Below are 20,000 nucleotides of genomic sequence, written 5' to 3'. Positions count from 1 at the left end.
CTCTTCAAAAATCCGATTATTCACAAGAACAAATGGAACGAATTGCAAAAATATTAGCTCAATTGAACCGTTCAGATACACTCAAAGCAGGAAACCTTTTACGCATCGGAATTGTTACACAACAGGGTGAAGAAGATCATCTTGTACGGGCAAGTATTTACCAAGGAATGAGTCATATTCTGACAATTGCTCTCAATGATGACAACCAATTTGTTGTAAGTACAGAACCAGAAATGTCGCATGTGCTTAAAACTGCATTTCAAAATGGTCAACCTCATTCTTATGTTAATATATCACAATTACCAACGGTTTATGATGCAATCTATCAAGCTGTTCTCAGCCATAATATGTCGCAATCTCTTTCACAGCATCTTATTCGTTTGCTTGCAATGAATATTGATATGAAAAGCCGCATCACACCAACTGATCAGCTCGAAATATTTTATGCTCTTCCTAAACAACAAAATGCTGAAAAAAACAGTAAGAGCGCAAAAAATGGTATGCCACTACAAACTGCATCCTCTCCCACTAATGCAGATCCTGAAATTCGTTATATAAGCGCGACCTTTGGCAGTGTTACTTATAAATATTACCATTACCAATCCAAAAATGGAGGGGCTGATTATTATGATTCAGAAGGAAAAAGTTCAAAGCCTTTTTTGCTGCGAAAACCAATTCCTAATGGCATTTTCGGTTCTCCTTTTGGTCCACGAAAGCACCCTATTTTAGGCTATGTACGCATGCACACAGGTGTTGATTGGGTTGCTCCAAAAGGATCACCCATCATTGCCGTTGGAGATGGTGTGGTGACAAAAGTCGGGAAAGTCAGCGGTTATGGAAACCATACAGAAATTAAACATGCTAATGGCTATGTCAGTAGTTATTCACACCAAAATAATTATGCTGCAAATATTAAGCCAGGTGTAAAAGTACGACAAGGACAAATCATTGGATATGTTGGATCGACAGGTCTTGCAACTGGGCCTCACTGTCATTTTGAAATCATTGTTAATGGCAAAAAAGTTGATCCTATGCGTATTCGTTTGCCTGATAGCAAATCTTTAAAAGACCAAGATCTGCAAGTATTCTTGAAAGAAAAGAAGAATATCGACTCCTTAATATATAGCGTAATACAACCAGAAAATGCATCTTAATTTATCCATACATAAGGCAGGCTGATACTCTATAAGAGGACGTTTCTTTCCTTTGACGCTTTAATTATAAAGTGAAGTTTGAAAAATATCGAAAAAAGGAACTTTATGTCAGTGTTTCTTTTTTGTTAAAGTGGCTCATCTTATCTGCCGTCACAAAGATTAAAGTGTTTTATCATAAGTCCATCGATCATAGTGAGTTGTCCTGTACCACCCAAACTGGGTGTAATATTTTTAAAATAGGAGCATTTTTATTTGCTCTGACGATAAGGATGTGAAAACCATGTTTTAAAAAACGTACTTTTCAAGATTTCTTTTTTGCTTTTCTTTCCTCTCCAATGGAAATCAAGAATTTTGCCTAGAAAAGCACTAGACAGACTTTTGGAGAGGAGTGTAATAAAATTCTCTGTTACCTTCTCAACCTTTACATGAGAACCTGAGCGAGCTATTATTCTTAAAATAATTACAACTCTCGGGAACTTTTTTGGCTTTAAATTTCTTAACTTTTATAGATGGTTTTGTTGAGAAACTTTAATGCTGTTATTAATGAAATTTTTCGCTATAAAATATTTTTCGGCGACTTTTTAAAGAAAATTGGCCTCAATAGAAACTTCTTCAATATATCTTACTTAAAATGATGATCCCCTTGTAGAGAATATTAAAAGCGGTCTGAGCAATTTTCTATGAGCTTTGGTAAAGGAATTATCACCTTTGTTCCCCCTAATTTAGATGTTTCAAACAGTGACTTTTCCCCAAATTGCATACACAGTTGTTCTATAACCAAACGGCCAAGTCCTGTTTTTAGCTCTGCATTTTGACCGCACATCCCCACACCATCATCTTCAACGATCAGCGCCATTTTTCCATTATTCTGAGGTCCACAAGAAATATAAATATTTCCACAGCGTTTGTCAGGAAAAGCATGTTTTAAAGAATTTGTGAGCAATTCACCAAGAATAATTCCAAGCGTTGTGGCATCTCTTGAAGATAATCGGCAATCTTTAAAATCCGTATGAATAGTGATATTTTCTCTTAATTCAAATGGTATAGCCAATTCAACATCATGCACAACCAAATTGAGAAAATCTGCCAATAATGTTGTTTCCATATCATCACTCAAACGCAAACGTCGATGCGCTGTTGATATTGTTTGAATGCGATCGCGTGCTGCTCCTAAAACAGCGCGAACTTCTTCATTCTTGCTTCGATTTAATTGCAAACCAAGCAAAGAAGAAACCGTACCAAGAGAATTGCCAATGCGATGGCTTGCATCCTGTAACAACATTTCAACACGACAGCGTTCTTTTTCAGCATAATTCCGTGCTTTTTCCAATTCCTGTGTCCTTTCCTTCACACGGGCTTCAAGAGCTGCATTCTCACTATGAAGCAATAACTGATAGGTTTTTAAGGATCGAATATCACACCGAAAACGGTTAATAACAAAATAGGCAGAAATAAAAGTGCTCACAACGGAAACAATTGCCGCTAAAGTCAAAGCAGCGCGCATGAGCGCTATATCTTCGCGTTTTTTTTGTCGTTCAATATCATCCCCATCAATAAAATCGGTCATTAATTGAGCCAAACGTGTGACTTGAATCGCCTTAATTTCAGGAAAAACCGAGAAAAGAACAGACTGATCAGGAGATGCATCAAGAGCAACCATATGATCCTTCATAACTGCTGTACGTGCTTTGACCTCTTTTTTAAAAGCCGTGAACCACGTATACCATTGCGAATGAGAATGAACAAGCAGGGCAATATAATTGAGAATATCATCCAGATGAAGAACCGCCTTCTCAAAGCGGATTTTATCTTCCACCCGACGACTTTTTTCGTAGCTTCGGTTTGCTGCAGCCATATCGATTAAACTAATAAGCACTAAATCTGCTTGTTCACGAAGTTCTGAGCTTGTGTTCAACTGTGCAATTTCCCGATCAACAGCATTGGACAACAAAATAATAAAGGTTGAAGCCAAAAGGGCCATGAAAAGAGAAATAATAATTGCTCCCCACCGCCAACGTGATGTCGCTGAACCAGAAATGGGTATTTTAGGAGACAAATTCGTCTTTATTATCATCTATTTTCCATCAATGAACCCAACAACCAGCACTCTTCAACCTATAAAAGAATTGTTTTATTTCTTTACAGTGAAGGAAGATGATCATTTTCCACATCCCAGTTTTTTTCTCTTGTCTCCATAAGACTAAAGATAAAAGGCTTTAGATATCCTCACAATTTTGATTTTCTCTAGTCTCTATAACGAAAATAAAACAATATTCTCACTCATAATTATTCGTTCTTCTAATCACTAAAAGAACATAAGATAGTTCCAGCCGAATAAAGATCGGGACCATAATCGCATTCACCATCTACTTGAAGAAGTTCCTGCAAACGATTGCGTGCACGACTTACACGGCTTTTAATTGTTCCAACAGCGCAATCGCAAATAGCTGCTGCATCTTCATAAGAAAAACCAGAGGCACCAATTAAAATGATCGCTTCTCTCTGTTCAGCTGATAAGGTGTTTAAAGCTTTTTTAAAGTCCTGCCAATCGAGCAGCCCATATTGAGAAGGATGAATAGCCATATTTTGAGTGAAAGTGCCATCACTATCTTGCACTTCTCTTCCTCTTTTCCGCATTTGACTGTAAAATTCATTGCGCAAAATCGTAAAAAGCCACGCCTTTATATTGGTTCCCATTTCAAAACTTTCTTGCTTAGCCCATGCCTTCATAAGCGTATCTTGCACTAAATCTTCGGCTTTATGGTGTTGACCACTTAAAGAAACAGCAAAAGCACGCAAAGCTGGCAAAACTAAAAGCAATTCTTGTTTAAAATCTTTTGAGCTGCGTGTCATAAGAGATCAAACCTTTTTTCTTCTGAATAAAGACTGTCTCGTTCTACCTGTTCCAATTTGTCCAAAAGTTCTAGCAAATGCAGGGGAAGCGGCTCTTCTTGAATTTGCATATAAAATTGCCGCAATTTCAGTGCTATTTCACTATTTGCTCCGAGAAGATCATCTTCAAACACAAAATAATCGGTGAGATTTTTTTCACCAAAGTTGTTCATTTTTTAGCCCCTTAACCTATTTAGTAGTAGAAGAAGATTTTTTCTCTTTAAAGTTGTAAATATAGCATCCCCTAAAAAGTTCCATACTGAAAGCAGGAACTTTTTTATCTGCAAGGGATTTTTAAGAAATAAAGTGCTTTCACAGGCTGAAGGAGTTATTAATCATGTCACTATCAACACGCATTGCCCCCCATCTTCCTTATCTTAGACGCTTTGCCCGATCCATCACAGGAAGCCAAACTTCTGGTGATGCCTATGTCGCTGCTATGTTAGAAGCGCTCATTGTTGATCTTTCCATTTTTCCGCAAACCTCCAGTGATCGCATTGGGGTTTATCAACTTTTCTGTCATCTTTTTGATCAAACCACACCCAATATTGCCGAACCATTGCCACAATTTGGTTTTGAACAAAAAGCCAATGCTCAATTATCCTATCTCACCCCCCGCGCACGACAAGCTTTCTTGCTCATTGCTGTTGAAGGATTTAATGAAAGTGAAGCAGGAGAAATCATGAAAATTGATTCACAAAAGTTTCATCAACTCCTCAACCAAGCTTCTTTTGATATTTCTCAACAAATTGCAACACAAGTAATGATTATTGAGGATGAACCTCTGATTGCCATGGATATTGAGCAAATGGTGGAAAGTCTCGGGCATAAAGTGATAGGAATTGCACGAACGCATGATGAAGCTGTTGTCATGTATCATCAAAAAAAACCACGCTTAATTTTAGCTGATATTCAATTAGCTGATAACAGTTCTGGTATTGATGCAGTCAACGATATCTTAAAAAATGATTGTATCCCGGTAATTTTTATCACGGCTTTTCCTGAAAGATTGCTCACCGGAGAGCGTCCGGAACCAACTTTTTTGGTCACCAAACCCTTTAATCCCGATATGGTAAAAGCCCTTATCTCACAAGCTTTATTTTTTCAAGAGAATGCATCTAAAGCCGCCTAAAAGAAGGCAACGTTTTGATTATGTTCGTTCCTCCTTCTATAGATAGATCACACCTCAGCGCTTTAATGCAAGCAATCCGTGGCGCCGATATTTGTGTTTTATATCAGACAACAAATCTGATTTATTTATGGGCAGAAAACCTGCCTCAGCCTTTACAAAGCAAATGGCGAATTGGATGTCGTGACAGTGATTTTTTCTCGATTGATCTTGCTGATAATATGGAAACTATCAAACTTCAGGTTTTATCAACAGGACAAACACAAACTATCGAAGCACGGTTTGAAGATATCTCCAAACAAACTATTTGGTATAAATTTTCTATTGATTGCCATCGGAATGAAAACGGAAAAATTATTGGTATCATCACCACGGGTGTTGATATTTCAGGTCTACGCCGTCGCGAACAAGTGCTTAAAATATTACTGCGAGAAGTAAGCCACCGTTCTAAAAATCTTTTAGCAATCATCCAAAGTATTGCAACCCAAACTGCTCGTTATACAGAATCATTGCAAACCTTTTTAAGAAAATTTCAGGGACGTCTTCATTCTCTTTCCCATTCTCAAGATCTGATTACTGACTCTGACTGGCGCGGCGCTCAATTTCGTGAATTGGTACAAACACAAATTTTAAACTATTTAGTAAAAGAAACGGAGCGTTTTTCCATCAAGGGCGTAGATCCTTATCTTTTCCCAAATGCAGTTTTGCATATTGGATTAGCTTTTCATGAATTAATTATTAATTCGCTGTCTTTTGGCGCTTTATCACAAGAAGAAGGTACTGTCTCTATTACTTGCACAGTCAGCACAATAGCCCAAGGAAAAACGCAACTTTTTATCACGTGGAGTGAAGAATTTAACAAGAAAATCTTTCTTCCTGCACATAAGAAAGCCTGTTTTGGAAATACCGTTTTAGATAAAATTGTTCCCATTGCAGTTGATGGTTCAGCTTTTTTAAAATTGACTGAAGATGGAATGATCTATTGCCTCTCTGTTTCTAATACTTATTTTGATATTTTGTATTAGAAAAAAACAGCGGTTTCAGCACCAGAGACAAAAATAAAGCGGTCCGAGCCACAGGGGATTATATACCATAGATTATCAAAAATTGATACTTTTAGCTTTTCTTTTCCTCTCGTCCCTATAGAAGAAAGATAGGGCAATCTTCCGGAACAAAAATCTTTTGAGATTGTTTAGAATCTAGAAAAGCCATTTCTCAAATAATTTCTTAACAATCTCTATTTTATCCGGATAAGTACATTATGAACTCTGTTATTGCTGTTCTTTTAATGGTTTCATGCACAGATGATTTTAACAGTTGTTATTCCAATGACACCATGGTTAAAATTTATCCCTCAATACAAACATGTGACCAGAAAATTATGCCCTTGATTAAAAAATTTACCTCTTATGGAGAGCAAATCTTTGCTCAATGTACAAGTATCTCTGCCAACATAAAACAACAAGAAGTCACCCTTATCTGGTCTGTCACAAACAAAGGCGATTTTTTTCTTAAAAAACAAAACACTGATAATAACGTGCACCCAAAACTCTAACAGAGTGTGTAAAACCGTTCTATCCTATTTCAAGCATCTTCCCATTGAATAAAAATAATTAAAAGTATACATTCGGTTCGACTTTAAAAAAATCAACAGCAGCTTAGATAATAACGAGGCATAAACCAATGTATGACCCCCAAGCTCAGTACAGTGAGCTCTGCGTTCTCCCACAAGATGTACCATTAGATCCTGCTGTGGAACGGGTGAGAAAAAAATTGATGCGTTTGATGATCATTTCCATCTCTATCACACTTCTGTTAATTCTTGCTGTTTTTGCTGGAGTGATTTATAAAATCATCAAACCTGAGACCATGCCACAATTGCCACATCCTGTATCTTCTCAAAGCGACATTTCTCTAACGCCTCACTACACTTTGTCTTTTCCCCCAAAAACGCAAATTTTATCGCAAAGCCTCTCCGATCAGAATATTGTCTTAAGACTTTTGACACCAAAAGGACAAACAAAATTTATGATTTATAATTACCATACCGGTGCGCTTCTTTCGGTTTTTTCTGTCAACATTACAGAAGAAACAACAAACTCTCCTTCTCTACAATAAATAAAGAATATCCCCCTTTAAAAGGAAAAAGCAGTTTAAAATGTTTAAGTATTTTCTTCTGCTGAGGAAGAAGATACACTCCGACGCCGACGTGGTTTTTTCTGCTCCTTTTCATTTAACAAAGGAAGAGGGATAATTTTTTCCGCTGATGTCATATTCTTTTCAGCACTTTCTGAAACGATTGCTGATTGTTCAGAAGACAATGTTTCTGAACCACGTATTTTACGACGACGTGAAACACGTCGTGATTGTTTAACAGTTTCAGTGCCTTCTTCAACAATTTGTTGCTCTTTTTGATCAGCTTGATCGGATCGAGAATTTTGATCTTCTGCACACTTTTCTTTTTCTTTACCTTTTCGCCCATCACCATTTCTTAATGACTGTTCTCGCAGCGATGGTCTCTCACCGTTATTACCTCCTCTTATGTTTTCCTCAGCACTTGTTTCTTCACATTCCTGCTCATTTTTATGAGATTGAGACATTTGATCAGCAGCGGCTAAAATAATACGCAAATAATGTTCAGCATGCTGCAAATAATTCTCAGACATAACGCGATCGCCCGCTCCTTGCGCATCACGAGCAAGGCCTATGTATTTATCAGCAATTTGCTGAGCATTCCCGCGAATTTTAACATCTGGCCCGTTGCTTTCATAATTACGAGACAACGGATTAGGACCGCGACGATTATTGTTATTACTGCTATTGTTATTGCGACCGCGTACGCGTCTATTCTGCTGTGGCCTCATATTTATCTCTTTTGGATCTTATCTTTCTTTAAATTCTCTTATCGCATTACTTTCGAATAATGCTAGTCATGTTCAAAATTTATTTATTGAACCATCCCCGTTTCACTTAACTCAAACGATATCTCTTGGTTTCTTAATAAAAGTATATATTTTTTGAAAATCACAAAAAACGGTACGGAATACTTAAACCTAAAATTCCCTCTCTGCTGATAAGCAGGAACCTAGAGATGTTCATAGAAAACGCCAAGTGTTTTTTTTAAAATAAATCATAATTTCATTAAAAAAAACCATTATATTGCCGAAAAACAACACAAAAATGCAAATATACACACATTTATTATGGATTCGGAAGGTTATTCTTCTTTTTTAATCCAATTTTCCGATATAGACGCTCCCTCATTCCTTAACACGAATGCTCAGTAAAAGGATATCCCGCTTTTCATATTCTCAAGCGTGATCGATTTTCATTCAAAAAGCGCGTATTGACAATACCCAAGAGTAGAAAAAAGTTCCATACTATAAAGATTCCCACAGAAAATAAATTCAAAGTGCTCCTCAAAATAACAATGATAAGTTTTTTATAAAGAAAAAAAGGTTATAAGTAAAATCCTAAAGAGATATAAACATGCTAAACGAAAAAGATTCAAAGAGATTAAACACTCCTCATACAACTCTCACCTCATTTGTTATCAAATTTCCTGATAGGAAAGCTTTGTTTGCCAAACGAGCTCAACGCTTTACACATTTAGCCACCACTCACTCTGCCAAAAACACCCTTCTCTTTTTAGCTCATTTTTGCACAATCCAACAACAATTGGCCGAACGATTTAAAGATTTTTCTAGTGCACTTGCTCGTTTTGGTAGCATTTCGACTCCTTTTATTGATCGATCAAAGATATTAGAATTGGGCTTTTATGAAAGCATTGTGCATGATTTTTTAAACAAGATGTCAACTTATAGTCTCTCCACAAAACAAAAAGAAGTTTTAAACACCATGCATCTTCAAAAAGATCAATGGCGTCTCTGGGGAAATAATATACTCAATTGTGAAATTCCAACAAAACAAGCGGTAGAACACCTTTTTATCACTGGTGTTTTACAAATTATTTATTCGCTAGCTGCTTCACAGCTTAATTCTCAAATCGTAAAACCGCAACAAAAGAATCTGTGCCCCGCCTGCAGAGGAACACATTCAGCAAGTATTATTTTTGATGAAGGATTAAAAGAAGAAGGCACACGATTTTGCTCTTGTCTTTATTGCGGCACCTTATGGCATTATCCACATCTTCAGTGTATCTTTTGCGAATCGACCCAAAGCGTTTCTTCCTCTGACTTTAACAAAAATTCAGAGAGTATTCTTGTTCAAATATGTCAGACATGTCATCGTTCTTGCAAACAACTCGATCAACGCAAAAACCCATCTTTGGAGGTTTTTGCTGATGATATCGCCTATACACTAGATCACATCTCACAATCCTCTCTGTCTTTGCCTTTAAAGCAGGGAGCTTTTAATCCCTTTCTAATGGAATACATATAATTTACTGAGAATGAACAACACACTATTAACAAGGAGAAAAAATGATGGAGATGAAAAAAGAGCTGAGATAGAGCATAACAACCAAATTAAGAGACGATAAAATTTTAGTGATTTCAATAAGCCTCTATACCACTGATATCACTGAGTTCTCTTTCTCTGAATAAATTCACATCATTAAAAGAAACATCCCGTCACCAGGAAGAACCCATCATCGGAAAACATCGCTCATCGGAAAATGCCTGATATCCTTAAGCAAAATTTCTGCTTAATACAAATGTCAAGAAATTAAAATCGAGTCTTAAAAATGATGACGCTCTTTACTATTTCCTTCACTTTTTTCCTTTTCACTGAGAAGACAATCACGAAGCAAAAAATAATTTCCATCTCCTGGGCGAATAATTTTTATACATTTTTTCTTAACATCATCGGAAGAATTTTCCCACATTTTGCGAATTGTAAAAAAAGCCTCACTCTCTAAATTAAAGCAGCGATGATAAACTTGTTCCACCATATCAGGTGTAGCTAAAGCAGCGATTTCTTTGCAATAAACACGAAAATCAAATGTTGGAATAATTAATTTAACAGGCTCTTCTTGTACGATCTCTTGTTTGAAAAAAAAGTGACTGATAATTCTTTCCACCACAAAACTAAAAGTCAGCACACAAAAAAGAACAATACAAACAAAAGTCATTTTTTTATATAATTTTTTGCGATAGGATTTTCGCCTTGCGCGGAGTCTTTTTTCCATGAACAGCGTATCCTTTACTCTACCGAGAAAAAGTTTTGTTTGAGAGACAATTTGAACAAAATAAACCGCTATTATCGATTGTCTCACATCAAAAAGCAACCTTTCGTTCATTCCGAGGAAGAAACCTTTCTGTTTTTCCCGAGAGCTAAAATTTCTCCTTATGTAAAATTATTTCGCTTCTTTTATTTGTTGTTCTTTTTAAATTTTGCAAATTTTTCATCAATATTCAGTATCATAATCAGTATCATAAAAAGAACACACTCCCTTATTCTCTTCCCTACAAGATCAACAAAAGCAGAGAATGATATCTTCCATTTTCATCTCTTTTGTACTTTGAACGTCTAGCCTTGCCTTGCAGATCAATTTTTTCGTTTTATGATCACCAACATTTCTGCTTTTTTCCAAAACGGTCTGTTTCCACAATCCAGCGCGATAACAAGGGTTCCGTTTTAACCAAATGCGCTGGTTTGTTAATGGTCGGAGGCTTGCTCCATCCTATGCAAGAGAATGGTACACTCCTTTGGCATCCCCCCAAGAGCACGACAGAGGTTAAAAGGGGAAAGAGCAAAAGTTTCAACATTAATTTTCTCACGATTTTGAACAGCTGATATCGCTTGCATTAAGGATCTTGTCCGTTCAAAAGAACGTCCATAAAAAAAGCTACTCAACGCAACGACAATTATTAAAAGCACCACGAAACTCCATCGAAATAAAAAAGTCACTATTGTTCTTTCCTCACCGTATTAATATACAAGATTATACCCAAAATAACGGCCACAATCATAATGCCGGCTAGAGCCCATTGTACAGGACCTTGTCCCGTAACAAATCCTGTAAGACCTGAAAAAGATGCAATCAATGGCGCAAAAACTTCTGCTTTGAAAAAAGAAGCTTTCTCTGCTGTTTCCACTTTCTGATAATTAGAAGAAACATAAGCTCCTTTAGCCCATAAACCAGCCTCAGCTGCCCGTCGATGCACAAGCCCTTGCAAACGTTTTCCATTTGCTTTTGTCCATTTTTGCAACTCAGCTGGCACGGCTTCATACTCTCCTTTATTCAATTTTTTTAAGAGCGTAGAATTGCAAAAGGCCTCTATTCCTACATTATAACAAAAGGACACAAGAGCTGCAAACTGTTCATCGGTTAAGGACTGTTTCACTTCGTGTTCCACGGTTTGCTCGAATTGGCTTAAATCTTTTTGGAGCACTGCTTCTGCTTCAAGATGCGTAATTTCCATACCTTCTTGCACAATAGGTTCTCCTGCTTGCGCTGTATGACCATAGCCTATTGTCCACACGCCAATAGCATCTTGATAAGCTTTTAAGCGTAATCCTTCCCATTGCTTAATGAGTGCAAGTCCTTCTTTTGATATTTTCCGCATTTTTCTGATTCCATTAAAGTGGCTTATAGGGTGGTGAAAATCAATGGATCACCCCTTGATCATGCACAATAAAGAAGACACTCAGTATCCACTTAGTCCTTTTCACTTTTGGAAATCACCCCGCTTTTTCTGATGAAAGGCTATTATCTTTTATAATTGTTGTCAATTTTTCTTCTAACGCTGTGACACGTTGTAAAAGGTTTGTATAGTTTGTTTGGTGTTTTTTATTTTCACGCCTGACTTCTTGATGTATTTTCTTTAACAAAGCATTTAAAGGGGCATGCCCCATTCTCCCACTGGCGTAGAGAACAACACGAATATAATTAGGATCATCAATATCAGCGATTGAAAATGGAAATAGTGCCATTTTACTCTCTTCTTTTTCTTATATTTTCAACATGTCATGAGGAATTTTCTCTATTTTCATCAACAAACTGTCATATCTTCGCTCCATTATTGGGTGATCGGAAAAAACTCATTTTCAACACTCTTTATGAACAAAATATTCTTTGATAGAAGCCTCGTCATTTTTTAGAAATTCATTAGAAAATGATCGGAATTGGAAGGTGAAAATTTTTGAAAATGAGATTTTTTGTTGATGGAAAACACTTTATCTTTGCAAAGCTATTCTCTTCACGAAAGAAGAAAACCAAGCCAATATCTAACCTTTAAAAGGGCAGAATCCTTCAATCCTTTGCAAAATCTTCCATTCTGCTTCCACGATAATAATTGTCGATACACCAATGCCCTCCTTATCCCACGAAGGAATAATAACAAAGGAAATTTTTGTGAAAGGGAAATTTTATGAAAAAACACCTTTCTTCCTTTTTCTATTGTCGTATTTCTCAAGATTTACCGACACTCATATTTTGTTTCTTTCCCATCGGGCAACAGAGGTACTCTGAAGTTTTTAGAGCGAAAGATTTTATACCTTAATGGCATAAATAACGGCCATATTCTTAGGGCGTGTTTCATGTTCCCCTGTTCTATCAAGGATTATTTCGTGGGTATGCTCTCCTTCAGAATCTGTATACCTCGACTCTGGCGTTCTATATCTGAGAAGACCTCCCCCTCCTTTTATATCACTCACCGGCTGTGCTGTTCTATATAAATGCCTATGTTTTCCTGCTTTATCTGTTTTTCCCGTATGGGTATGGGATTCAAAAGAGTCTCTTTGCTGACTTCCTAAAACACGGCCTTTATCAATCCCTCTTTCACTATCCAACCCCCTTAAAAACATGCCACGAAAATCGGGGACATTAAAGGTTGTTTTTTCATCTCCTTTTCCCCACACTTCTCCAATAGCTTCAAAAAGGCTTGCATATTCCTCTCGTGCATAAGCTTTACCATCACACAACAGCCACCCAATCGGGATTTTTTCCATTGCAAAGCAAGCAATAAATCCTGAAGGAAAAACATCGATTTTAGGGATAATAACAGTTGGATTTGTTAAATACCATCCCTCTCTATTTTCTTCACCGATTCCAGAATAATAGATGAGCTCATAAAGTCCTCCCTTTTGCATTTCCCCACCGGTTAAAGGCTTAAGCCCTTCCTGTGTTCCTTTATAAATCAACTGAGAAGACAACTGATTTAAGACAACGCTTGTTGCCCCCACATTGGTTTCTTGGGCTTTGAATCGGAGCACAATACCATTTTGATAAGCTGCATAAGGAACCTTAGTGGTCAAATGAATAGAGGTTTTATTCTTATTCTCTTCCTCTTCGGCAGTTTTAGTGAATTTAACCTCAACCGTTCCCCCAATATCGGATAAATATTCTTTGACACGTTGCATCATTGCACGAGCACTATCATTCACTGAACTTGGGGGTTGTCCTTCAGCCCAGTTGATTATTTCATCGGCACGAGCATTTTCAGCTGCGACAAGGGACCAATCATAAATCGAGCTCATAGGATCTGTCCTTTTTGTGAAACCCCAAACCAAGAAAAGAAAGAAGAGAAAAAGGCAAAGAATTTTTTCTTTGGTTTTTTGACCTTTTCCAATCCAAAACCGATCGTATTATAATTCACATGTAATAAATGTGTTTTTATATTCATATAAACAGCATCAGGATTCAAATGAATGAGATCTTGAGCAAGAACTCCACGATAGCGTTGTGAATTTCCTTTATAATTAAATTCATAGAGGGGATAACCATTTTTTTTCCCCACGAGTACGATATTTTCTTTAACTTTTACATCGGAAAGACCGATAATGCCTTTCAACAAGCCAAGCACGCGCTGTGCATCATGCAAGGGATCTTTTGTAATCGAAGGCATAGTTATGGATTCTCCTGTTTTTGTTCCATAATTACCGGCTGCTTTGGTTCCAAGCTTCAGCAATCTTTCTAATTGATTCCAGGCTTGATTATCCTGTTCGAGCCATTTTTCGCGCTCTACATCCAAAGCATGCTGCTGATTTGCATCCTGCACCATTCCTCCTTTTAAAGCATTGCTTTGGGCGTTGCTTTGTCCTTGATAGAAATTATTAGCTGCATTTACCTGATTTTGCATCGAACGATCAATCATCTGATTAGCGTTGAGCATATGATTAATATCTTGATTATATTGTTGTGCGGTTGCCTGAGTTGCCAATGCCCCCAATTCATCGGTGAGCACACCGGTATGTGCTCCAGAGCCGTAACGTCCTGCTCCTGCCATAGACTGGTTAACAATATCGGATGTTTTATTCAGTGCATTGCTAAGGGCGTTATTAAATTTGCTATTATTGCCCACCCAGTTTCCAGCAGCCATATCCGAGAGATTTTGTGCACTTTTTGTGGGTGCTTTGAGCCACTCATTAAGTGCTGAATTATTATATTGACTGGCTGCATTTTCTAAACCCTGGAGAGCATTTTGTGTTGTCTCACTTAAACCGGCATGGCGTTCTCCTTGATAGACATTGCCCCCAATGCCTTTATTATACAAATTGAGGGCTTCAGCACTTGCCTGTTTTAAAATATCCGCTGCCCATAAGGGGGGAGCGTTCGTTTGTGTCATTGTTTGAACTTGAGGACTTGTCCGTCTGCTCATGCTTTAAAACCTTTCTATAATGAATAAGATTGATGGCATATCCTTGATGAACAAGCATTTTCGCCCACCCAGATCTTCCCAGTGTCAAAATTTCATCAGCATCAATACTGTGTGCCCATTGTTCGAGTTGATCAATCAATGAAACTAGTTTCACCCCTCCCTGACCAGCAAGATCTAAGATCACAACGCGTTTTTTTCCATTATGCGTTCTTTCAATTTTAGTGATCCCAAAAGCACTAAATTCGGTTCTGTTTTTTAAGATCAACCACAACTGTGTCTGTCCAGTAATGATCTCTTCAGCGATATGCTCCAAACACACATCATGAGGAAATCGTCGAGCATATTTCCGCATAGCCGCATTAATAGCCTCCCGATAGAGAGCTATTTTTTCCCAAGACCACTGATGCGTAGAATGAAGAGAATAAAAATTTTCATCTGACTGTCGTGTCACAATTCTAGCTTTTTCAGCTTTCTTCCAGCGCATGACATCTCCGCTTTTAACTTTTTTACTCTGTTCTCGCTAGAAATCCCTTTGTGCTATACTCAACACAGACTCACCCCCAAAAAATATCTCGCTGTTCATCTGCGCCATTCTATTGTGCACAAACATAATCCTGCTATTAAGTTCTATTTCACCACATGAGAAACACAACATACAGCACTAGAAAACCCAACAATCCACAGCCTTTTCCCACGCTCTATTGCTCTATTTCTGCATGTTACCTTTGTTGAATATGCCCATCGCATTAGCCATTTGTCGCATTAGCCATTTGTTTTAGCATGCCTAACGCATGCCGGCAGGCCGCAACTCGACATCGAACCCAGTCACATGAGACCAATTGACACCTTCCGGTATTCGGAGTTTAAAACGATAAAACCGCGCCCTGGCACGAGAATGAACTTGCCCTGTATGTGCAGAAGGTTGTCTTTCTGGCAACCAAATAGTTTCTTCCTCAAAGGCTTGACGAAAACGTATACCAATCGACAAATAAAATGTTTCACTATTCACCTGCGGCATAATATTTTTCACCCGAGTTATCATGCCATTTGTCTGTCCCATTTCTTGCGAGGTCACCACGCAAGCCATAGGGGAACCAGAGAATGATCCGAGCTTACCTTCATGATCGAAAGCTCCCAGAATTGGTGTTTCATTTTGCCATACTTTACTATCGAGAGAAAACGGTAAATTATCCAAACTTTCTGAAACCCGATCAAGCCCTTCTAAGGTATATCCGGCCAGAAAAATGGGTAAGATCATTTTTATATTTACGGTTGCTTTCGTCCACTTTTGTAATCCCCAATCATAGATCAGCAAGATCCGTTCTTGGATAGTTTCATCGGCATCGATAATCCAATAAACCCGGTTATAAACGCCATCGATTGCAGCACCCAGAGTAGATAATTGGCTCTCTGAGATTTTTGTCACCATAGTTCGATCTACTTTTTCGAATCCAATGGGAGTAATCCGTCCGTCGGTCGTAATTTGATAGAAACCTCCTTCATCAGCAAAGAAAGCCAGATCTCCACGACAAACAATTGATTCAGGGTTTTTTGCGCCGCGTTTATCGTGTATTTTTTGAAAACTGAAGATAATTTTAGATCCTGGGATAAAAGAGCCAGCATAAATTGCAGAACGCATAAAGATTAGCGGATTTGTTGTTTCGGTTGCTCCTTGAACATATCCCCCATCGGGAAAATCTTGATAATCGCAGCTTTTTTTCCCCACAGTCCAAAACTCAGCATCATTCAGCCCAGACCAATAAACACGTTGTGGATGTTCGGGTAATTTCATTAAACAGACGAAATCGCCCCAAACGCGGACAATTCCCGCTTGTGGAGGATTCCCACCTAAATCTCTGAAATTTTCATCTTGATTAATATCAATGACTTGGGGTTTATCATTAGCATTAACAGCGATGACATAATCGCCAAATAAAGCAAAAGACCATGGGGCATCAACATTAGCAAAATAGGATTTATCTCTACGCGTGACATCTTTCCACTGCAATGTCGTATTATTGAGCTGATAGATTTTTTTTTCTGTTCCAGCAATAATCGACACACCATTTTTTGTTTTGACAGCGATAGCACCTAAAATAGTTCCCGGACAGGGCTCTGAAAATGGGCTAAAACTTGGCATTGGAATATAAGATCCATCTGCGGGGAGCACATTGGTGAGCTCATCAGTAAAGAGGCTATTGATATTAGCAACATCGGGACGATAATCCGCGAGAGAGAAAAAAGTCATTTAAAACCCCGTTGAAAGAATATTGGAACATCCTTCGCGACGTGATGTTTCGTAACGCAAGAATTGGAGCTGTTCTTGAAAGTCGTTAAACGAAACAGCAGCATATTCAGGATCTTTGAGAATATTTTTATAGAGTTCGTATTTTGCTCGTGCTTTAATCAGATCGAAAGCATAAACAAACCAAGGGTTTTCATTTTGTAGGGTGAGGATATCAGAAAAGCGCGCTGATCTCCAAAAGAGGCGGACAGTTTCAGCGGTATTGGGTGTTGGGAAGAGTCCGATTTTTTGATCCAAAGAAGTGTAAAATACCGGCATTCCTTGAACTGAATGGTTTTTATATTCTTTTTCCACCTTCTTTACCGACTTGTAAAGAAGGGGTATTTGCTTTGCTTCTTTTTGTTCGAGCACCAAAGACTCAATGACCATTTCTGTCTCAAGAAAGCCGGTATCTTCATATCCATACCATGTTTTTCCGCTTTGTGTTTTAAAGCTTATTTCCCCCATTTTATTGAAGAAAAAGGGTTCTCGTTCACACAAACGAAGAGCGGTTAAAATGGAATCTTGAATTTGGACAGAATATTCGGCTGTTGTATCATCGATTTCATCTTGAATCAGCGTCACCATTTGCTCAAATGTTTTCGCATGACCAGAGAATTTTGCAACAAATGAATAGGATTTGGCGGTAGATTTTGTCAAAGAAGATTCAGAAATGGGCATAGGAATTCCTCTGCATTTTGTTCCCTCCCAAGGGCTCTTGGTTGGGAGGAAACTTTATAAAAACTTTTAAGAAGGTGCACCATAGGTTGAAATCACGATGGTTCCAAAATCCTGAGCTGATTCAACATCCTTGCTTGACAATTGGAAACAGGTTTTTTTCATGCCAATAATTGTCTTTGCAGCAACACCGAATTCACGTTCATAATCAAAGAGCTCTTCAACCAATTTATAGCGTGTCGCTCCCCGATCCTTACCAAAAGCGATAACAGCACTTTGTGCTCCCAGCAAAACAGCACGACGCACATTAGGCACCGCAATATCATCGCTATCGTCTCCAGATTCAGCACTTACCCCTTCTGTGATATGTTCTGCTTCTCGTAAGATGACCCCATTATACATTCCCAATGATCCATTATAGATGGGGTTTTTCATGCGACTTCCACTGTAAACTGCCTTAGTAATGTCAAGCCATTGCCCTCGTTGTGTATTGGTTCGCAATTGCGTAACTTGCGTTGGATGGAGATAAAGCACATAAACATTTTCGCCATTAACTCGTACGGGTCTAATTTTTGGATTAGCAAGTTTAGCCCGTTCAACAGCTTTATCAATCAGCTCAAGACTAAAGACATCTTCTGCCTTAAGATCTGCATCTTTTTCTTTTCCCCCAGGGCGCAATATTCGTTTATCGGTTGGCGCCGTGGGTGAGTTAAATCCATAATGAACGGGCTTGAGTGTAATGGTTCGCCCTTCAAAATTGATCGTTTTTGCAGTATATCCACATACTTGGATAAAGAACATCATACTTAATCGATCTGCATACCAATCAACGAGACCATTTTTGGCTTCTGTCCGCAAATTATGTAAAATCCGTTGCTGATCGATTGTCCCTTCATTTTTGACGCGCACAGCATGAGAGAGTTCATTAATGGCCAAGCGATCATTAAGGAATTGTAAAGCTTCTTCTTTTCCTTCAAGGGCTTGGTCCTCACTGACTCCATCACCATACAATTGAACGCGCAAACCAAAGCTAATAGAATCTCCATTGGTTTTATTGGTTTCATCTTTCAATTGGATAACGCTATTGGAATCTTTTCCAATCAGCGGTGCAATAGAAATTGCTTTTGAAACTTCTTGATTTAATAATTTCGACCATGTGCGTACAGCTATTGGGTCATTGATTCCGATGTGTGTTACAGCCATTTTTTCCCCTTACACTTTTGATATAAAAAAACCGGCATTGTGCCGGATGTTTATTTTCCCTTCTCTTGATCATCAAAACAGGAAATTTTTTCTTATTTCCTTCACAATTTTTCCTCCCTTTAAAGATCTTCACCACTCATTAAATGATTAAAAGCAGCTTTATTTTTTGGATTATCGATCCAAACCGTAAATTCTGCTTCGGACATTTTATCGAGGAGCTCCAAAGAAATTGGTCCATTTGGGCTCAAACCATTATAAGCAGCAAGAGTACGAGCAGAATTTTGCCTTTCCTGGATATTCTCCTCCCCCCATACACTTTCTTGTAGGCTCTTAATTCCCTGCACACTCTCACCCTGATGGCTCTGTATGGCTTCACCCTCATGGTTTTGTGGCCCTGTATAGCCAATTGTCTGTGCGATCGTATAAATCACCTCGGCAGGATTTTTATTTTTTTTGTTACAATCTTGCACGATTTTTTTCAATTCATCTCCGATCATGGCGTCAATAACCTTCGGATCTGTTAGCTCAGGATAAAGAGAAGCACAAGCAGCCAATTGTTTTGCACGCATTTCATACAAAAAATCAGCAGCTTGATCAAAATCATGATGTACTTTTTTGACAGTCTCCACAGACTGATGAAAAAAAGACTGCAATGTCTCTGCTTCTGAAAACTCCTGCAGCCGCGAAGCAGACTGTTGAGCCTCCAATGTCTCCTGTTTGATTTGAAGCATTTGTCCGAGCCATTGCATATAACCCATAAAGTCTTTTTGCGGATCTGGTGGCGCTTGCAAATGAGCTCCCCCCTGAGGCTTTGTCCTTTGATCGCCTGCACTCCCTTGCTCCATAGACGCTTTTTCATTTTCCTCGTCCTCTTCTGCAAGGACATTTCCTGCTTCTTCTCTCCCAGAATTTTCTTCCGCCCCAGAATCTCCTTCCACACAATCATTTGTCTCTTGCAAAGAATGCTGTTCCCATGTGTGCTGCTCTTCTGATGTTAAAGTTTCTTCCTTCATTGTGCTTTCCTCATTTGCCTTAAACAACAAAACGCCCCTCATTCATACAGAGAACGCATCAAAAAATCACCGCACAAGAGCCTG

General features: G+C 38.3%; 20 protein-coding genes (1 of these 20 running past the window's edge). 5 read left to right on the top strand and 15 right to left on the bottom strand.

From position 1 onward, the window contains the following. A protein-coding gene (locus tag T420_RS0105270; protein ID WP_013545452.1) for a M23 family metallopeptidase crosses the window boundary here: on the top strand, positions 1 to 1,154 show its 3' portion. 835 nt of this gene lie to the left of the window's left edge; the window shows 1,154 of its 1,989 coding nt (coding positions 836–1,989); its start codon lies off the left edge, out of view; its stop codon occupies positions 1,152 to 1,154. Between the two features lie 655 nt (positions 1,155 to 1,809). On the opposite strand, the gene T420_RS0105265 is transcribed toward T420_RS0105270, so the two are convergent. The 3 genes from T420_RS0105265 to T420_RS0105255 form a co-directional block, all read right to left on the bottom strand. Beyond that, positions 1,810 to 3,228 carry a sensor histidine kinase gene (locus tag T420_RS0105265; protein ID WP_013545453.1) on the bottom strand — a complete coding sequence of 473 codons (1,419 nt, stop codon included), beginning with the start codon at positions 3,226 to 3,228 and terminating at the stop codon, positions 1,810 to 1,812. 224 nt (positions 3,229 to 3,452) lie between these two features. Continuing rightward, positions 3,453 to 4,007 (bottom strand): RNA polymerase sigma factor, encoded by a 555-nt coding sequence (locus T420_RS0105260; RefSeq protein ID WP_013545454.1) that lies wholly within the window; start codon positions 4,005 to 4,007, stop codon positions 3,453 to 3,455. Then, positions 4,004 to 4,219, bottom strand: a complete 216-nt coding sequence (locus T420_RS0105255) for a NepR family anti-sigma factor (RefSeq protein WP_013545455.1) — start codon at positions 4,217 to 4,219, stop codon at positions 4,004 to 4,006. Before T420_RS0105255 ends, T420_RS0105260 begins: the two co-directional genes overlap by 4 nt. 164 nt (positions 4,220 to 4,383) lie before the next feature. Here T420_RS0105255 and T420_RS0105250 point away from each other — a divergent pair, with 164 nt between their 5' ends. The 3 genes from T420_RS0105250 to T420_RS0105235 all read left to right on the top strand — a co-directional run bounded on the left by T420_RS0105250 (position 4,384) and on the right by T420_RS0105235 (position 7,293). Then, positions 4,384 to 5,178, top strand: a complete 795-nt coding sequence (locus T420_RS0105250; RefSeq protein WP_013545456.1) for a response regulator — start codon at positions 4,384 to 4,386, stop codon at positions 5,176 to 5,178. A gap of 20 nt (positions 5,179 to 5,198) precedes the next feature. Further along, a complete protein-coding gene (locus tag T420_RS0105245) occupies positions 5,199 to 6,200 on the top strand; it encodes a sensor histidine kinase (protein WP_013545457.1) in 1,002 nt (333 codons plus the stop codon). Between the two features lie 658 nt (positions 6,201 to 6,858). Further along, positions 6,859 to 7,293 (top strand): hypothetical protein, encoded by a 435-nt coding sequence (locus tag T420_RS0105235; RefSeq protein WP_013545459.1) that lies wholly within the window; start codon positions 6,859 to 6,861, stop codon positions 7,291 to 7,293. Positions 7,294 to 7,337: 44 nt separating this feature from the next. Here T420_RS0105235 and T420_RS0105230 read toward each other — a convergent pair whose 3' ends face one another. Further along, the gene (locus T420_RS0105230; protein ID WP_013545460.1) at positions 7,338 to 8,039 is read right to left on the bottom strand and encodes a DUF4167 domain-containing protein; all 702 of its coding nucleotides are present in this window, start codon (positions 8,037 to 8,039) and stop codon (positions 7,338 to 7,340) included. A 625-nt stretch (positions 8,040 to 8,664) separates the two neighbouring features. On the opposite strand from T420_RS0105230, the gene fdhE reads away from it, so the two are divergent. Beyond that, positions 8,665 to 9,576, top strand: a complete 912-nt coding sequence (fdhE, locus tag T420_RS0105225; protein WP_013545461.1) for a formate dehydrogenase accessory protein FdhE — start codon at positions 8,665 to 8,667, stop codon at positions 9,574 to 9,576. 298 nt (positions 9,577 to 9,874) lie between these two features. Here fdhE and T420_RS0105220 read toward each other — a convergent pair whose 3' ends face one another. The 11 genes from T420_RS0105220 to T420_RS0105170 form a co-directional block, all read right to left on the bottom strand. After that, the gene (locus tag T420_RS0105220; protein WP_013545462.1) at positions 9,875 to 10,324 is read right to left on the bottom strand and encodes a hypothetical protein; all 450 of its coding nucleotides are present in this window, start codon (positions 10,322 to 10,324) and stop codon (positions 9,875 to 9,877) included. A 470-nt stretch (positions 10,325 to 10,794) separates the two neighbouring features. After that, positions 10,795 to 11,019 (bottom strand): hypothetical protein, encoded by a 225-nt coding sequence (locus T420_RS0105215; RefSeq protein WP_244392200.1) that lies wholly within the window; start codon positions 11,017 to 11,019, stop codon positions 10,795 to 10,797. Positions 11,020 to 11,045: 26 nt separating this feature from the next. Further along, complete coding sequence (locus T420_RS0105210) at positions 11,046 to 11,705, bottom strand: lysozyme (RefSeq protein ID WP_013545464.1); 660 nt, start codon at positions 11,703 to 11,705, stop codon at positions 11,046 to 11,048. Between the two features lie 115 nt (positions 11,706 to 11,820). Continuing rightward, complete coding sequence (locus tag T420_RS0105205; RefSeq protein ID WP_013545465.1) at positions 11,821 to 12,072, bottom strand: hypothetical protein; 252 nt, start codon at positions 12,070 to 12,072, stop codon at positions 11,821 to 11,823. 558 nt (positions 12,073 to 12,630) lie between these two features. Then, the gene (locus tag T420_RS0105200; protein ID WP_013545466.1) at positions 12,631 to 13,617 is read right to left on the bottom strand and encodes a phage tail protein; all 987 of its coding nucleotides are present in this window, start codon (positions 13,615 to 13,617) and stop codon (positions 12,631 to 12,633) included. Beyond that, on the bottom strand, positions 13,614 to 14,738 hold the full coding sequence (locus tag T420_RS0105195) for a hypothetical protein (RefSeq protein ID WP_013545467.1): 1,125 nt from the start codon (positions 14,736 to 14,738) through the stop codon (positions 13,614 to 13,616). The genes T420_RS0105200 and T420_RS0105195 overlap by 4 nt, the downstream gene beginning before the upstream one ends. Continuing rightward, positions 14,644 to 15,222 carry a hypothetical protein gene (locus tag T420_RS07040; protein ID WP_013545468.1) on the bottom strand — a complete coding sequence of 193 codons (579 nt, stop codon included), beginning with the start codon at positions 15,220 to 15,222 and terminating at the stop codon, positions 14,644 to 14,646. The genes T420_RS0105195 and T420_RS07040 overlap by 95 nt, the downstream gene beginning before the upstream one ends. Positions 15,223 to 15,522: 300 nt before the next feature. After that, a complete protein-coding gene (locus tag T420_RS0105185) occupies positions 15,523 to 16,986 on the bottom strand; it encodes a hypothetical protein (protein WP_013545469.1) in 1,464 nt (487 codons plus the stop codon). After that, the gene (locus T420_RS0105180) at positions 16,987 to 17,703 is read right to left on the bottom strand and encodes a hypothetical protein (protein WP_013545470.1); all 717 of its coding nucleotides are present in this window, start codon (positions 17,701 to 17,703) and stop codon (positions 16,987 to 16,989) included. A 66-nt stretch (positions 17,704 to 17,769) separates the two neighbouring features. Further along, entirely contained in the window at positions 17,770 to 18,903 is a 1,134-nt protein-coding gene (locus T420_RS0105175; protein ID WP_013545471.1) for a N4-gp56 family major capsid protein, read from the bottom strand. A 119-nt stretch (positions 18,904 to 19,022) separates the two neighbouring features. Next, positions 19,023 to 19,916, bottom strand: a complete 894-nt coding sequence (locus T420_RS0105170; protein WP_013545472.1) for a hypothetical protein — start codon at positions 19,914 to 19,916, stop codon at positions 19,023 to 19,025. Positions 19,917 to 20,000 lie beyond the last annotated feature (84 nt).

It is taken from the genome of Bartonella clarridgeiae ATCC 51734 (genome assembly GCF_000518185.1).
Lineage (GTDB): Bacteria > Pseudomonadota > Alphaproteobacteria > Rhizobiales > Rhizobiaceae > Bartonella > Bartonella clarridgeiae.
Note: the sequence above shows the minus strand (reverse complement) of the source record. Positions and strands in the feature narration are given on the sequence as shown.

Bases quoted from the DNA above. Each gene is read 5' to 3' on its own strand.
- T420_RS0105265 (WP_013545453.1), bottom strand. From the start codon at position 3,228: ATGATAATAAAGACGAATTTGTCTCCTAAAATACCCATTTCTGGTTCA.
- T420_RS0105260 (WP_013545454.1), bottom strand. From the start codon at position 4,007: ATGACACGCAGCTCAAAAGATTTTAAACAAGAATTGCTTTTAGTTTTG.
- T420_RS0105255 (WP_013545455.1), bottom strand. From the start codon at position 4,219: ATGAACAACTTTGGTGAAAAAAATCTCACCGATTATTTTGTGTTTGAA.
- T420_RS0105250 (WP_013545456.1), top strand. From the start codon at position 4,384: ATGTCACTATCAACACGCATTGCCCCCCATCTTCCTTATCTTAGACGC.
- T420_RS0105245 (WP_013545457.1), top strand. From the start codon at position 5,199: ATGTTCGTTCCTCCTTCTATAGATAGATCACACCTCAGCGCTTTAATG.
- T420_RS0105235 (WP_013545459.1), top strand. From the start codon at position 6,859: ATGTATGACCCCCAAGCTCAGTACAGTGAGCTCTGCGTTCTCCCACAA.
- T420_RS0105230 (WP_013545460.1), bottom strand. From the start codon at position 8,039: ATGAGGCCACAGCAGAATAGACGCGTACGCGGTCGCAATAACAATAGC.
- fdhE (WP_013545461.1), top strand. From the start codon at position 8,665: ATGCTAAACGAAAAAGATTCAAAGAGATTAAACACTCCTCATACAACT.
- T420_RS0105220 (WP_013545462.1), bottom strand. From the start codon at position 10,324: ATGGAAAAAAGACTCCGCGCAAGGCGAAAATCCTATCGCAAAAAATTA.
- T420_RS0105210 (WP_013545464.1), bottom strand. From the start codon at position 11,705: ATGCGGAAAATATCAAAAGAAGGACTTGCACTCATTAAGCAATGGGAA.
- T420_RS0105205 (WP_013545465.1), bottom strand. From the start codon at position 12,072: ATGGCACTATTTCCATTTTCAATCGCTGATATTGATGATCCTAATTAT.
- T420_RS0105200 (WP_013545466.1), bottom strand. From the start codon at position 13,617: ATGAGCTCGATTTATGATTGGTCCCTTGTCGCAGCTGAAAATGCTCGT.
- T420_RS0105195 (WP_013545467.1), bottom strand. From the start codon at position 14,738: ATGAGCAGACGGACAAGTCCTCAAGTTCAAACAATGACACAAACGAAC.
- T420_RS07040 (WP_013545468.1), bottom strand. From the start codon at position 15,222: ATGCGCTGGAAGAAAGCTGAAAAAGCTAGAATTGTGACACGACAGTCA.
- T420_RS0105185 (WP_013545469.1), bottom strand. From the start codon at position 16,986: ATGACTTTTTTCTCTCTCGCGGATTATCGTCCCGATGTTGCTAATATC.
- T420_RS0105180 (WP_013545470.1), bottom strand. From the start codon at position 17,703: ATGCCCATTTCTGAATCTTCTTTGACAAAATCTACCGCCAAATCCTAT.
- T420_RS0105175 (WP_013545471.1), bottom strand. From the start codon at position 18,903: ATGGCTGTAACACACATCGGAATCAATGACCCAATAGCTGTACGCACA.
- T420_RS0105170 (WP_013545472.1), bottom strand. From the start codon at position 19,916: ATGAAGGAAGAAACTTTAACATCAGAAGAGCAGCACACATGGGAACAG.